The 15,607-nt window shown below is 44.7% G+C and carries 10 protein-coding genes and 1 pseudogene; 3 read left to right on the top strand and 8 right to left on the bottom strand.

Features of this window, described 5'->3' with window-relative positions; all coding sequences use genetic code 11:
- Nucleotides 1-5 precede the first annotated feature (5 nt).
- Together pucL and LF817_RS01075 are read right to left on the bottom strand one after the other, a co-directional pair.
- A pseudogene (pucL, locus tag LF817_RS20320) lies at nucleotides 6-1,542 on the bottom strand (factor-independent urate hydroxylase).
- A 939-nt stretch (nucleotides 1,543-2,481) separates the two neighbouring features.
- A complete protein-coding gene (locus LF817_RS01075) occupies nucleotides 2,482-4,083 on the bottom strand; it encodes a PucR family transcriptional regulator (protein ID WP_253933905.1) in 1,602 nt (533 codons plus the stop codon).
- 188 nt (nucleotides 4,084-4,271) lie between these two features.
- On the opposite strand from LF817_RS01075, the gene allC reads away from it, so the two are divergent.
- The 3 genes from allC (at nucleotide 4,272) to LF817_RS01060 (ending at nucleotide 8,993) form a co-directional block, all read left to right on the top strand.
- Nucleotides 4,272-5,519, top strand: a complete 1,248-nt coding sequence (gene allC, locus LF817_RS01070; RefSeq protein WP_253933904.1) for an allantoate deiminase — start codon at nucleotides 4,272-4,274, stop codon at nucleotides 5,517-5,519.
- A gap of 836 nt (nucleotides 5,520-6,355) precedes the next feature.
- Nucleotides 6,356-7,612, top strand: coding sequence for a pyridoxal-phosphate-dependent aminotransferase family protein (locus tag LF817_RS01065; protein ID WP_253933903.1), 1,257 nt, complete (start codon nucleotides 6,356-6,358; stop codon nucleotides 7,610-7,612).
- 19 nt (nucleotides 7,613-7,631) lie between these two features.
- Complete coding sequence (locus LF817_RS01060; protein ID WP_253933902.1) at nucleotides 7,632-8,993, top strand: allantoinase; 1,362 nt, start codon at nucleotides 7,632-7,634, stop codon at nucleotides 8,991-8,993.
- Nucleotides 8,994-9,189: 196 nt separating this feature from the next.
- Here the strand turns inward: LF817_RS01060 and LF817_RS01055 are convergent, their stop codons facing one another.
- The 6 genes from LF817_RS01055 to LF817_RS01030 all read right to left on the bottom strand — a co-directional run bounded on the left by LF817_RS01055 (nucleotide 9,190) and on the right by LF817_RS01030 (nucleotide 15,603).
- Nucleotides 9,190-9,642: a hypothetical protein gene (locus tag LF817_RS01055; RefSeq protein ID WP_253933901.1), complete on the bottom strand. Its 453-nt coding sequence runs from the start codon at nucleotides 9,640-9,642 to the stop codon at nucleotides 9,190-9,192.
- 238 nt (nucleotides 9,643-9,880) lie between these two features.
- Nucleotides 9,881-11,077, bottom strand: a complete 1,197-nt coding sequence (locus LF817_RS01050) for an amidase (RefSeq protein WP_253933900.1) — start codon at nucleotides 11,075-11,077, stop codon at nucleotides 9,881-9,883.
- Between the two features lie 22 nt (nucleotides 11,078-11,099).
- Entirely contained in the window at nucleotides 11,100-12,377 is a 1,278-nt protein-coding gene (locus tag LF817_RS01045) for an amidohydrolase family protein (RefSeq protein WP_253933899.1), read from the bottom strand.
- Nucleotides 12,358-13,701 carry an amidohydrolase family protein gene (locus tag LF817_RS01040; RefSeq protein WP_253933898.1) on the bottom strand — a complete coding sequence of 448 codons (1,344 nt, stop codon included), beginning with the start codon at nucleotides 13,699-13,701 and terminating at the stop codon, nucleotides 12,358-12,360. Before LF817_RS01040 ends, LF817_RS01045 begins: the two co-directional genes overlap by 20 nt.
- A gap of 3 nt (nucleotides 13,702-13,704) precedes the next feature.
- On the bottom strand, nucleotides 13,705-14,721 hold the full coding sequence (locus tag LF817_RS01035; protein ID WP_253933897.1) for an ABC transporter substrate-binding protein: 1,017 nt from the start codon (nucleotides 14,719-14,721) through the stop codon (nucleotides 13,705-13,707).
- Nucleotides 14,722-14,736: 15 nt separating this feature from the next.
- Nucleotides 14,737-15,603: an ABC transporter permease gene (locus tag LF817_RS01030; protein ID WP_253933896.1), complete on the bottom strand. Its 867-nt coding sequence runs from the start codon at nucleotides 15,601-15,603 to the stop codon at nucleotides 14,737-14,739.
- Nucleotides 15,604-15,607: the final 4 nt, after the last annotated feature.

Here is a 15,607-nt window from a genome sequence, read left to right as displayed (position 1 = left end):
ACCTATTATTTTTCATAGTAGACGGTTTGTTTTTCTTTCTCCTTCGCAGCATCCTCCTGAGTAACTGTGAATTCTTGAAAGCCATATGGTGGACGCGGTTCCGTATAAACTTTCCCTTCGGACCCAGGGATGTCTTCAACTACGGTTTCCCACGTGCGGTTCTGCGATTCAAATGTCACGTTCTTAAGCTGAGGAAATCTCTCTAAAACACGGCAGCCAATATGGTAGATCAATGACTGGATAGATGGAGTTGTTTTTTCATGAAACACGCTTGCGGCTATATCTTTGATTTGAGCAGCGGCCGTATATTGGGACGGATATGCACCTGTGGCGTGCTCCTCGTTCTCATATTGCCAATGCAGGTTCAAGTAAATGAATAAAGGACGGTTGCCATCTTCCGGGAGGGTCGTATATTCATCCCGTATATAGCCGACGAACGAATTACCTTTCACTTTGATCAGCTGTAAATCCAATAAAGAACTTTGTTGGTGCTTCACTTGAATCCCGTTACCGCTTCGCACTAGTTCAATCATTGCCTGTGAACGTTCATCGCGGGAATGTTTGAATACTAGGTTACTAGGAACAAGCCCTTCCTTTGTACTGGCACTGGCGGCTTCAAAGGGAATTTCTTCACCGATCATCTGTACACTTTCGAAGTGAGGATACTTTTCCAGAAACGCATGTGATGCATAAGAGATAAAGCCTTCGGTCGTCGAACCTTCATAGCTGGCTAGATGCCGTTGGATGAAATTTTTCATCGAATCTGTTGCTACGACCATCGAGTTGTCACCTTCTGTGAATGAGGGTAAGAATTCTTTCCCTCCAATCCTTACACTTACGTTTAATCCAAACACAATATTTTCACTTCCGCTGTAGTTCGACTCGGGAATTTGTTTTACACCTCGTAGAGGTGTCATATATGTACGATAAGCAAACACATCTCTTTTTCCATAATACATAGTGCGTTCATTTGATTGAATATCCATTCGATCCTCTCCTTCAAGCCATTAGTTTATCTTGTAGACGGAACCTGGCAATTTTATAAATTTCTGATAAAGCTTTATCAAATTCTTCCGTTTCAGAGTTATCGACTCTCTCTTTCAATGCTTCATGAATATCGTCCTTATACTTGCCCTTCACAGCAAAAATAAAAGGAAAGCCGAATTTCTTTGTATATCGGTCATTCAATGATTGGAAGCTTGCGAACTCCTTCTCTGATAAGTTCTTAAGTCCGGCTCCCTGCTGTTCACGGACGGAGTCCTCACTCATTTGAATATTGTCACCCAGGTTCGGGTGGATACGGATGAGCTCCAACTTTTCTTCTTCCGGAGCGTTGCTTACAATCTCGACCATTCTTTGATGAAGAGCATCTAATGAAGGATAGGGTCGAAACTGGGCAGCTTTCACCGCCACCCAGGGAGAATCCTCAAAGACTTTCCCGAGACAATTCGCAAAATCCTGATCACTCATTTCGTTGATCTCGCTTATATTCACTACTCTCACCTTCCCCTCACTCCTTCTGCCAAAATGTATAATTCTCATCATAAGTATTTTTCTGAAAATTGTCATTATTCATTTTATACAATTATCAGCTCTGTAAATGAGCATTATGCATAATCCTTTATAAAAGACTCTGTTAAATTTCCGTGTTGATATTCATATAAGCTCCCGTTAGCGGAAGACTCAGTTTCGAGACATCCGTACTGTTTCCACCACAAAAATAGAGCGTGAAGGTCCGGGAAATCACTCGCTTTCCATGGGCGTACGGTGAGCTTCCTCGGGCTGACGCCCTCCGGGATCTCACCATGTACTAATATCCCATAGGAGTCTCGCATTTCCCGGACCTTCTTGCCCTTGTGAGGATTATGGAAACATTTGAGGCAGTGCTTCACTAAAAAAAACAACTACCTTTGAGTGATAACTGGCGAGACTTCTGTATGCAAGAAAATGCCGGGAATTGCCTTAAAGTGTAGGAAGTTTTTACACTAAAATGCTATAACCAGAGCACTGGAGTTTAATGCCCCCACTATTACTAAGAAGGTGCTTTTCAAGTGATTTAGCGAAGTACATCTTTCGTTCAGTGGCATGGACTGAGCTGATAAAGGCAACACGAGGAACGAAGAAATTCGATGGCCCCTTATCGAACAGAAGAGGAGGAATTCTCTTCTGTTGCTGATTGTTGAGTTGAGCATGGAATAGAATGTCTGAAATTTTCTTATTTGGATTTCGTAAAGCCCATCTATAGTGAGGGGCGGCGGGGAATGGGGAGACTCCTGTGGGAAAAGAGTGCTTGGTGAGATCCCGCAGGACGGGACGTCCGAGGAAGCTCACCGCGCTCCCACGGAAAGCGAGTCATTCCCCGCCGCCCTGATCCACTCACACAATGTCTCGAAATCAAGTCTTAAAGTATCCTGCCATATTGTTGAATAACTCTCTTAGGAACATCTACAACCATCTTTAACATCGCCATAAAAAAAATCATTACAAACCAAGCATCGTTTTGATCCTTAATGCTAAGCGGATTTGCATCGTCGTTTCCGCATCGCTTAGTTTACCGCCAAGTAATTCTTCACATTTTTCCAGTCGATAGACGACGGTATTTCGATGGACGAACAGCCGCTTCGCCGTTTCAGAAATCTGAGAATGAGTTTCCAAGTGCACAAAAAGTGTGTCCAGGAGTGTTTCATCCTCTCCCGCCAGCTGGTTCAAAGTGTTATTATAGAATTCTTTTAAATCTTCTTCTGGAACAACTCGGAGCAGCTCCATGACATCCTTCGTCCGATAACTTTGAATAAATCCTTCTTCCCCTGTGCGCCACCCTGTTTCAAGGGCATCTTGAGCCTCCTTATAACCTTTTCTTACATTCAGCAAATTCCTGGACAAGTTGCTTACCCCAAAAGAAATGCAGCGTCCGAATCGATCCTTTACATTATCCTGGATCAGCTTCAAAGAGGATATAACATAATCATGGTTTTCCTTAGCACTTCCATCGACTTTGAATAGAAGAATACATTGGTCTCCCCGTGTGAATAGATGGGTAGATAAAGAGAACTTTATAAGTTCTTCTTCAATATGTTCATAGATTTGGTCGGTTTCTATTTGGGTTTGGGTATAGCTGCTGAACCCTTTCGTCACTACCTTACCAATGGCACAAAAATAAGGAGCGTTATTTTCGAGTGAGAATTCTTTTGCCCGATTGATGATTTCTTCCTGTGAAGAAAACACCCCTTCTGTGAAATTTAGAAAAAATTCATTTTTGACACGCCGGGAATACTGCTTCAACGCATTTTCTTTAATCAACTCAAATGATATGACGTTGGCAGCCTGTTCAATCGTTAATTGTGAGGAATGATCCTCCTTGTGGATTGGGGAGAATACGATAAGAGAGCCCGCTCTTTTTTCGTGAGTAAATACAGGAAATACAGAATATGTACGGCGATCGGGAACGGTGGAAAATGAATAGTACCGACTTGCTTCTGGGACAGTGTTCCCTCCTTTGACATAGATCCCTTTAGCCAAATGATTGAGTGTCAGCTTAGGGTCAGAGGCAGCGATCGGGTTCGCATACTGATCCAGTAATGCTACAGGAACATGCAGCATGTCAGCCAGGCTCTTCAATAATTTGTGCAGCCCTTTTCCACTCATAATATGCTGGGAGAATCGCTTATGAGTATCAATAGCTAAACGCAGTTCATTGGTCTTCTTATCTAATATGTTGCTAAGCGTCTGATTCACGATATCTCCCAGCGATGTTGACGACGGCAGTTCTATAATGGGAAACCCGAGTTCGTCTGCCAGCTTAATAACTTCTGGAGGAATCTTTTGCAAAAAACGCTTCGTCTTAATTCCGAGCGCGGCACAACCTTGTGCGTTCATCGCTTCGACCAGCTCGAGCAGCAGCTCAGGCTGATCTTTGACATGATAAGCAGTCGTCACCAGCAGCTCCTGCGGTTTTAAAAATCGTGCAATATCCGGTGCATCCATCATATTGACATGCAGAATTTCCCTGTCGATGCCGGTTTCCCCAGCGATTACGTGGCACCCTTCCAAGGCAGGCATATGCAAAACTTCCGAAACTTTCATAAACTTCACTCCATCTACTTTTCATTTTTATGTATCTTATCATAATTTTTAGAATTATTATGCAATTTGAACAATAAACTATCGAAATTACTACACTTTTGCCAATGATGTGCCGCAGTTCTCTTGGTAAACTTAACCTACTAACAAAAAGAATCTCATCCTTACATCAGATGAAACGGAGGAGAATTATGGCGATTGAATCAAAATCTACTTTTATCATAAATAACAAAGCCGAAGACATGGTGAAATGGCTGTCATCCTTTGGTCTTTCTCCCGACGGCGGAATAAATCGATTATTATATTCATCCGCATGGAGCGAAGCTCAGAAAGCCCTTGAACATAAAATGAAAAATGACGGATTAGCTGTCCATTTTGACAGTGTCGGCAACCTGTTCGGTAGGCTGGAAGGCAGTGATGCCAAGGCGGATACGGTTTTGACAGGTTCACATATAGATACCGTGGCAGATGGAGGAAGATATGACGGGGTATACGGCATTGTAGCAAGCCTGCTGGCTGTTGAAAGACTAAAAGCGACTTACGGGACTCCGAAAAAACCAATTGAAGTCGTATCGCTATGCGAAGAAGAAGGCAGCCGCTTCCCTATGACCTTTTGGGGGTCCAGGAACATCACGGGCCGCTATACCCTCAAGGACGCTAAAAACGTCACAGACGCAAAAGGTGTTCCTTTACTTTCAGCGATGCGTGAGGCCGGTTTTGATCCTGCGCATTATCAATCTCCTATGAGACAGGATATTGATTGTTTCATAGAACTTCATATCGAGCAGGGCATCGTACTTGAGCGATCAGGCCACTCACTCGGGCTGGTCAGCCACATAGTAGGTCAGCGCAGGTTCACTATCAACATATCAGGAGAAAGCAACCATGCCGGGACGACTCCTATGCCTTTAAGAAAAGACGCTATGAGTATCGCCTCCCATTTGATTGATTACGTAACGACACAAGCGAGAAATGATGAGTCTGATCTTGTCGCCACGGTTGGTAAAATCACCGCCCAGCCGAATACACCGAACGTCATTGCCGGCGAAGTAGAATTCACCCTCGACGTACGTCATCATGAAGAGAAACACCTGAAACAATTTTGCGACAGGTTCCATGATTATATTCAATGGACAGCCTCAGAGAATCAAGTAAGTATTTCTTCTTCCCAGTGGCTGAACGCTTCTCCGGTGCAAATGGATGCTTCGTTAATGGACCTGTCCAAAGCCACTGCGCAGGATAACAACATCTCTTTTCAGCCGTTAATAAGCGGTGCCGGGCACGATGCTCAAGTTTTCGGTACCCACTGCCCGACCGCACTCCTATTTGTACCAAGTCAGCAAGGGATCAGCCACTCACCAAAAGAATTCACGAAATCCGAAGATCTTGAAAATGGCGTAGACCTGTTAACCGATCTTTTATATAAACTCGCCTATTAAACAAAAAGCTATGGTACACATCGTTGTTGATTTTTCATAAATAGTTATTCAACAATATGGCAGGACTTTGAAAGACTAGACTTCGAGGTAGCTGGGGTTCGTTGCCGTATGAAGAGTCAGGGGTGATTGGGAAGCTACTCGCTTTCCTGTAGGGGAACTGGCGAGCTTTCTCGGACTGAAGCCCTATGAGATCTCTGCTGTTCCGTCATCTTGATGAGTGGAATGTGGTTTTAGGAATGGACTCGCTTTCCGTGGGAGTGCAGTGAGCTTCCTCAGGCTCCGCCTTCCGGGATCTCACCAATCACTCTCATCCCACAGGAGTCTCGCCCATTCCTAAAACCACCTAACTTATATTACGGGACGGAACTAAGAAATAAGAAGAAAAACTAACCAATTATTAGACTCTCTTCACCCAATGAGTCTCTTCGTTTCCCAACCTTCCTATTCCATGGAAGCGAGTAGTGAACCCTCTCCCCAAAAGGAGGGGTTTTCCGTCATTCCTGTCCTATAGGTGGGAAGCACTCTATAGAAAGTCTTTCAATATGGAATACATGATTACATTAAGATTTTTGTTTTTCCTAAAAGCGGTTTCGTGACACTTATATGGAAAGGGGCGGAGGGAAAAGGTGAGACTCCTGTGGGATTAGCGGGACAGGTGAGACCCCACAGAGCGAAGCTCGAGGAGGCTCAGCGCCCGCCCCACGGAAAGCGAACCTTTTCCTGCAGCCCCTAAACTCCCACTATATCTCAAAACTAAGTCTTCAAGAATAGGGCGCTTATATGAATATCAACAGTGAAATTTAACTGAGCGAATCAATTAAAAAGGAGAATGACTGATGACGTATACAGAATTGAACACTCCGCTCCGTACCATTATGACTCCCGGACCTGTAGAAGTAGATCCTATAGTTCTCCGGTCATTGAGTACCCCTGTCTTAGGTCAATTCGACCCGGCCTTCACTTCGATCATGAATGAAGTGATGGAGATGCTGCGAAAACTGTTTAAAACAAAAAATGAATGGGCATTTCCTGTCGATGGTACATCGCGATCCGGAATCGAAGCTATGTTGTGCAGTATTATAGAACCGGGAGACAAAGTGCTCGTGCCTATCTTCGGAAGGTTCGGCCATTTGCTGACCGAAATATGCGAAAGGTACGGAGCAGACGTCTATACGATGGAATGTCCATGGGGAGAAGTTTTTGACCAACAAGCTATCATTGACGAAATTCATAAGGTGAAACCAAAAATCACCGCAATGGTTCACGGAGAGACCTCAACAGGACGGATGCAGCCCTTACATAAAATCGGGGGGTACTGCCGAAAGAACGACGTATTATTGGTCGTTGATGCTGTTGCCTCTGTTGCCGGTACGGATATCAGGGTAGATGAATGGTTTATTGATGGCTTGATAGCAGGCACTCAGAAATGTTTGTCTGTTCCCTCGGGTATGGCTCCGATTACTTATAATGACCGTATAGAAAAGGTGATCACCTCTAGAAAAAAGGTAGAAAGAGGAATATCAACTGCTGCTGATAAAGCAGAAGAAATCGGAAGAGGACGACCGATGATCAAGAGTAACTACCTGGACTTGAGTATGCTTCAAGATTATTGGGGTCCCCGGAGACTCAATCATCACACCGAAGCTACGTCGATGCTGTACGGACTCAGAGAAGGATTACGTCTCGTTCTTGACGAGGGGCTTGAGACAAGGTTCGAACGTCATCGACTTCATGAGCAGGCTTTGATGGCAGGCTTGCAAGCGATGGGGTTGGAATTATTCGGAAACCCTGACTGCAAATTGCCGACTGTCACTTGCGTTAAAGTCCCTGAAAGAACGGATGCTGAATCGGTAAGATCTATGATGCTTAATGAATTCGGGATTGAAATCGCCAGTTCTTTCGGCGAGTTACAGGGAAAGATTTGGCGCATCGGCACGATGGGCTACAGCTGCCGAAAGGAAAACATCCTCTTTACCCTGGGTGCGCTTGAGGCCGTACTTATTCGTCATCACGCCACCGTCGCACCTGGCAAAGCTCTGCAGGCCGCTCTGGACACTTACAATACTGCAGTCAAAGAAACCATCAAACTATAAAGCTGAGGAGGAAAACAGTTTGCCACAGCTGGACACGATTATAAAAAATGGTCACGTCGTTTTACCGAATGGTGTGATGAAAAAAGACATTGGAATAAAAGACGGAAAAATTTCGGTTATAGCCGCTGATATAATTGATAATGCAAACCATGTCGTGCGGGCTGACGGTCGGCACATTTTTCCAGGAATGGTCGATGTGCACGTCCACTTCAATGAACCGGGGCGTGAAGATTGGGAAGGCTTCACCACCGGCTCCTCGATGATGGCAGCTGGCGGAGCTACCACATATTTTGATATGCCATTAAACGGTGTCCCCTCTACAACCGATCAAGCTGCTTTACTGGAAAAAGCCAAAATAGGGGCGCAGAAATCCTATATTGATTTCGGATTATGGGGAGGATTAGTCCCTGGCAACCTCTCAGATTTAGCCGACCTTGCTCACTCAGGGGCGATCGGTTTTAAAGCCTTTCTCTCAGAAACGGGGAATGAAGAATTCAAATCTGCGGACGATGAGACTTTACTTAAAGGAATGGAGGAAATTTCAAGGCTTAATAAAGTGTTAGCCCTGCATTCCGAAAGCGGTCCAATCACGGGGTACTTATCTAAGAAAAAAAAGGATAATCAGCAAACGACAGCTGATGATTATGCGGAGACCCGGCCTATTATTGCGGAGGTAGAAGCTGTAGAACGAGCGATTCACTATGCGGAGATTACCGGCTGCTCCCTCCATTTTGTCCATATCAGCAGCAAGGATGCAGTTGATAAGATCCAGTCAGCAAAAAAGAAAGGAATGGATATTACGCTTGAGACGTGCGCTCACTACCTGTTGTTCAATCATACCCATCTCATAGAACGGGGAGCTGTAGCTAAGTGTGCCCCTCCTTTGCGGGAACCTGAAGAACAGGAAAAGCTCGTTCAATTATTAATTGATGATCAATTCGATATGATCACCTCTGATCATTCACCGTGCCCTTTTTCACTAAAAGACCCGGACCAATACAATCTCCTGGATGCTTGGGGCGGTATCAGCGGCGGGCAGTTCACCTTATTATCAGTAATTGAACTAGCCCTCAAACATAATATTCCATTAGAAAAAGCAGCCGAATGGACAGCTGCTCGACCAGCGAAACGGTTCGATTTATCATCGATTGGAGAGATTAAAGAAGGAATGGAAGCGAACATGGCAATCGTCGACCTTGGTCGGCCTTTCCGGGTTCGTATAGACGACCTGCATGCCAAACATAAGCACAGCCTCTTCTTAGATCATGAGTTCCCTTGCACGATTACTTCCACGTACCTTCGCGGGCAGACGGTCTATACGGAAGAAGGCTACCCTGCTTCTCCTCAAGGAGTATGGGTTCAAAATGATCCACCCAGATAAGTAAATTCAGTCTGGCCATAAAGTTTCGACAACTTTCTCTTCCGCCCACAACAGTCAGGAGACTCTGGCGTTCGTCCGCGTAAAACAAGTGGCACACGCCCGCCCGACCGCAAAAAACTTGTAGAGAACTCAGAATTTCTTCACAATTACAAAACGAGTATTCCATAGTGGAATACTCGTTTTGTGTTCAAATCTATTATAAAATCAAAGTGTTTTTCAAAGCTGCGATCAAATGCTCAAAATCTTCATTCACTTGTTCCAGCATTTCAGGTTCTTTGTAACTTTCATCCTGTGTCCGTGACATTTGAGGTTCGATTTCTAATATACGTCCGCCCATAAGGACAATTTCAATTTTTCTAGGCGCCGTATTATCTGACAGGCTGTAGTCTTCAAAATATTCCTTCATAGAAATGATTCTTTCCGTAAACAGAGTTTCCTTGGTCACGTTCATTTTTGAATCAATACTAAGGATTGTCAGTGTGCGGTCATTCCTGTTCACGATAAAAAGTTGATGTTGTTTCGCAGTCAGCACCTCTAAAGATTGGATATTGGCAGACTCAAACACCTCTTCCGTGAACTCCAGTACAGCAGCCGTACGCAAATTTTCCAGGTTGGAATTTTTTAATCTTTCACTGACCATCATACTCATTATTTTGAAAGCCTCCTCATAGTTTATTACATTCTCCAGATTCCCCCTGACCGGGCGTCAAAACCTAATTAATGGAAGATGAATATAAGGGGCTAGCTTCAATTTCAAACGGCTATTACCAAAGATAGACACTCGTTTTTTCTCGACATATTTATGTAAATCCAAGTGACCAGAACACTAAAATGAACACAATAACCGCTCGTATGAAGAATTATGATTGTTCATACGAGCGGAGGTTTCACCCTTCCAAATGGAGCGATGATACTTTTTCTTGAAACTTAACTGCCCACGCTAATAGATTGATATCTTTATGCTGATTCGCAACGATAGACACCCCTGCAGGCTTTCCGTCTACTTTGCCTATGGGTATGGTCAACTGAGGTAATCCAGCTAAGCCTGCAATGCACAACAATTCCATCGTTTTTGCCCGCCGCTCCTCCAGCTCTTCAGGAGGTAAACCCTGTTTAGGAGCTGCTCCCGGCACTGTGGGAATGATTAGTAAACCATCCTCTCCAAGAAGCTGCTTCATATGCTTTTGTATTTCTTCTCTTCTTTTGAATTCATGAAGATGCTCTTCTTTTTTCAACGTCTGCGTCCACTGGAACCTTTCTGCAATGCCAGGTCCGAATGTCGGATTCTCTTTTTGGATCCATTCCCCATGTTCCTGGCCGATCTCTAAGCCCTGCAATATTTTGAATACACCGAACCATTCGTCCAGTCCTTCTTTAGAAATTTCGACATCTTCAAAACTACTGCTCATCTGTTCAAAGTAGGGAATGAATAAAGCTGAATTTTCTTTAGCTTCTGGATCCATCCGACCCCAAGCATCCTTACCTTTCAGCACTCGATCAAGCTTGAACTTTTGATCCGGCAACTCGGGCAGAAGAACTCGTCCGATCTCATAAAGCAATTGGGGGTCTCTGGCCATCCAGCCAACCGTATCAAAGCTCTCAGCCAGCGGAATCACTTCACTACTATCTACAGCTCCATGTGTAGGACGAAACCCATATATCCCACAATAAGATGAAGGGACACGTACAGACCCCCCTGTGTCAGTACCTAAGGCAAAGTCTACGTTACCCGCAGCTACGGCAACGGCCGAACCGCTGGAGGATCCTCCCGGAATGTGTCCTTTCGCCTCTGGATTCTCAGGAGTTCCATAATGATAATTTTCTCCGTTGAGACTATACATCAATTCATCTGTGTGAGTTGTCCCTTTAAGTCGGGCCCCGTTTTTCAATAGTTTCGTAATTACCGGGGCGGTCCTCTCTGCCGGATTGTGTGTGCGCAGCCAATCAGGGTTCCCGGCATGATTGCTATACCCTTCGATCGAATAGACATCTTTCACAGAAAACGTAAGACCATTCAGCTTCCCTGACCCTGAAGGCTTCCTCTCAATCTCTGTATCTACATACGCGTTATAATGATCTTGCATGACGGTCCCTCCTTTTGCTTAGTTAAAATGGTACGTGCCAAGTCGTCACTTTCGGCTGAGTCGATGATATAATTTTTCCATTTTTAAAAACGTATCGGCAGCTGGGCTGATGACTGATCAGATCCGTTAAAGTAGCTGCCGGCATTGTTATGAAACTTGCAGGCTTTCCTATTTCCAATCCATATTGTTCCTCCACCATAAAGCCTTTGGCGGGATGAGAGGTGATCATTTCAAGGCCAGCTTTCAATTCAGATGTGCCCGTCATATGAGCTAAGTGCAGTCCTAAATGGGCAGCTTGTAGAATATTTCCGCTTCCTAAAGGATAAAAAGGCGTTTGTACATCGTCATGAGCGATACAAATATTCACTCCTTCTTCATATAATGGCTTCACCCTTGTAATACCCCTTCCTTTAGGAAACGCATCGAACCTACCTTGCATGGAGCTGTTGACGAGAGGACAAGAAACGATCGTGAGCTGAGCTTGCTTGACAAGCTGAATGACTTCTTGAGCATAATCATCATCATAGTAAGCCAGTGCAATAGCATGGGAAGCGGACACCTTCCCTTCCATCCCCTGGCTGATCGTAAGTTCAGCCAGGGATTCTAAAAACCTCGATTTCGGATCGTCCACTTCGTCACAAAACACATGAATGAATTTCTCATGTTTTCTCGCAATCTTAAAGCAGAAGTCGAGCGAATCGACCCCTGCCTTATTTGTTTTTTCAAGGTGCGGAACAGCACTTACTCCGTCCGCTCCCATGCGGACAGCGCGTTCCATTTTTGCCTGATTTCCCTTTGACTCCAGTCCTTCTTGAGGGAAAGCCATTATTTGTAAATCTATGATACCACTGAACTTTTCCTTGACCTTCAAAATCGCTTGTAAAGCCCTCAAATCCGGTTCTGAAATATCAACGGCAGCCCTTACAAACAAAACCCCCTGGGAAATGAGCAGTTTCAAGGCTTCAGTTGCACGGTGGGTGACATCTTCTTTATCCAGCCGGCTTTTAGCTTCCGTCCAGATTTCAATCGCTTCGCCCAGGGTTCCTGATTGGTTAGAGACCGGCTTCCCTGCAGTAAGGACCGTGTCGAGATGAGTGTGCAATTCTACAAATGGTGGAAGTACAAGATCCCCGTATGCCTCCCACGAGTTCTTTCCATGGATCTCACCTTTTGTAATCGCGTCAATCTTCCCCTCTGTGATCCCGATATTGAACGCTCCTTCCCCATCGATCAATCGCACGTTCGTAACGACAGTTTCGTACATAGACAGCACCTCACTCTTAAACTTCACTCCTATCATACGTATTGCTTTCCTTAAAAAACTGATGAAGCTCAGCATCCTGGAAATTCAGCTCAGATGACCTGCTGCTCACCCACTTTCCTTTCGAAAACACATGACGACTCGGCGATAAAGAAGCAAACAGCTCATGAAGATCTGTCGCCTCTGCTATAACAAACTCTGCTGGAGCTTTTTCCTTAATTTCATGAGTCGTGAGACCATACACCTCTCCAGGTATGGAGGTGATCATTTTCAAGACTTGAGTCAAATCCTTTTCCCCTGCTAAATGAGCTGTATATGCTGTCAATAACCCGACTTGGAGCATGTCCCCCCGTCCAAATGGATGGAACGGATCGTTGACATTATCTGAAGCTGCGGCAATCAGGACACCTTCATTTATTAATTCTTTTACTCTCGTAATTCCCCGCCTGACGACTCCCTGATCGTTACGGCCCTGCAAAAACAGATTTGCTCCTGGTAAGGTGACCGCATATATATTAACATCAGCCATTCTCTCCATAATACGCTGAGCTTTAAGCTGGTCCATACCAGCTAAAGAGCATAAGTGTCCGGCCGTCACTCTCCCTTGCAGCTGATTTGTTTCTGCTGCTTCTATCAAATGTTGAATGGTACAAATCGATGGGTCATCATTTTCATCTACGTGTAAATCTATGAACTTGTCATGCTTTATCGCAAGCTGCGTCAAAGCCTCGATCGCTTTTTCTGCATCCTCATCCAGGTGAGGGGCGCCTCCGATACCATCGACTCCCAGGTCGATAGCCGCTTCAATTATCCGCAGCTCCTCCGCTGTTCTTTGATGGATTCTTGAAAACATGGGGACGACCTGAATGGACATATGATCCTTTAACGCCTCTCTCGCTCGAAGAACAGCGTGTAAATGTTCCAATGCTACGTCCCCGCTGACATCCAGTTCGAAATTCACATGTGTCCGAATATGTGTCGTCCCATAAGATAACGATTGAAGTGCTGCTTTCATGACACGCCGTTCGATTTCTTCACTGGAGAAAAGGTGAGCCTTTTTACTATAATTGGATATCGCTTCCCGCAAAGTACCGGATGGATTAGGCACCGCCTTTAATGAAAAAGCTTTATCTAAATGGGTATGGATATCAACAAAAGACGGAAACAACAGTCTTCCTTCTACATCAATCACTTGGAAAAGAGAAAGCTGCCCCTCCGCTTGCGTGAAGGGAACAGCCTGGAGGGGAGCAGCTTCTGTTTGCTTAACTATATGTTCATACCGGCCATCTTTGATTGTCAGCTGGTAAAGTGCATCTTCCTGATATAAAGGCAGGCGGACATTCTTCAAAATCAACTCATTCAATTTTTACTCCTCCAGAGACAAAAATTCAGTTGTATAATAATTGCTTGGATCTTCCTCATTTGTAATGATTTCAAGTTCAAGCATCTGTTCCTGAAGAGTGGACCATCTCTCCTCTGACATATAACCGAATCCGTGTTCTTCGGCTTCGCCTCCGAAGATCAGCTCCTCTTGTGCCTCAGCTCCATATGTCATCAGTTCTTCAGTCAAATCAGGGTTATACTCTTGTAAAAAGGACTGGACATCTTCAGAGTTTTCTCTATAATACTCCCACCCACTAAGAGTTGCGTCCATAAATTCTTGTACTTTTTCCGGGTTCTCTTCAATCATTTTTTCCGTTGTGAAAATGACATTGGAATACGGCTGGAACCCAGAATCGTGGATAGGCAGAGCATTCGTTTCCACCCCTTCTTTATCTAAGACATGAGGTTCAGATGTTACGTAACCTTGTGTCACAGCATCTGGATTGTCAATAAACTTAGACAATTCTCCTGTATAGGAGATTTCTTCCACTCCTTCTAGATCAAAATCCTCTTTAATGTATTCCCAGTACCCGACGCCAGGTGCCGTAATCACTGTTTTCCCACTCAAATCATCAAAATCTTCCACGCCCGCATCAGCGTGTGAGATGAATACGTAAGGACTTTCCTGAAAAATCGCCCCAATGGCTACTAATGGAATCCCCTTGTTTCTCGCATTGAGAATATCTTCTCCCTGGGTGTACCCAAAATCAGCTTCACCGGCAGCGACCATTTGGGTTGTCGATACTTGTGGCCCGCCTGGTTCTATTTCCATATCAAGCCCTTCGTCTTCATACATCCCTTGCTCTAAAGCTGCGTAATTCCCTCCATGCTCAGGTTGAGCGAACCAGTTCGTGATAAGCTTAGATTCCTGAAGCTCTCCCTCATCTTCATCTGAGGATCCTTCGTCTCCCTCACTTGAGCTTGCATCTGCACAAGCAGCTAAAACTAATAGTAAAAACCCAACAGAAAGCAGCCGTTTATATAACAAAGAATTTTTCATAATAGAACCCCTTTTTTAATTTTCTACATTCATTTCTGATTCATGCCATGATCCTAACAGTACCTTCGACAATAAGCTGACGAGTAGAAAAAATGCAATTCCTAAAAATGAAGCTGCAATCCCGCAGGCAAATAAATAGGGGATTTCCATCGTAGTCGATGCCACAGTAATCGCATATCCGAGCCCTCCGGCTCCCCCGCCGATTCCAGCGATGTATTCTCCGACAATTGCCCCGATAATCGCCAGCGTACAGGATATTTTCAAACCAGCGATGATATAAGGAAGTGCGGCAGGAAGACGTACTTTCCACATGATTTCCCACTTCGATGCTTTATAGAGCTGCATGAGATTGATCATTCCTCGATCTGTCGCGTTCAATCCGATCAGGGTATTAGAAAGCATAGGGAAAAAACCGATTGTAAACGCGATGATGACGATCGCGTTCATTCCTGACCCGAACCAAATGACGATGATAGGAGCAATAGCCACAATCGGGATCGTTTGCAATAAAATAGCATATGGATACAGGCTTCGCTCCAAAATTTTCGAGCTGGCCATGATCACTGCTGCTCCGACGCCGATAACGACGCTGAACACGAAGCCTATGACAGATTCCAGAATCGTTGTAGTAGCAGAGGCCAGCAGTCTGTCTGAATTTTGTATGGAAGCCGCTATAATATCAGTAGGTGTCGGCAGTATGTAAACAGGAATTTGAAGCCATTGCGTTCCGAACTGCCACAGAGATAGAAAGACCAAAAATGTGATCATCGGCGGCACCCAATTATTCATAATGTTCCTTCTTCTCTTTGCAGCAGCTTCTCGCTCTTTAGAATGATCTTCCAGTCTCTCTTTTACGTGAAGATTGTCAGATGTATGCTCCATTTCC

It is taken from the genome of Halobacillus sp. A1, assembly GCF_024189295.1.
Classification (GTDB): Bacteria; Bacillota; Bacilli; order Bacillales; family Halobacillaceae; genus Halobacillus_A.
Note: the sequence above shows the minus strand (reverse complement) of the source record. Positions and strands in the feature narration are given on the sequence as shown.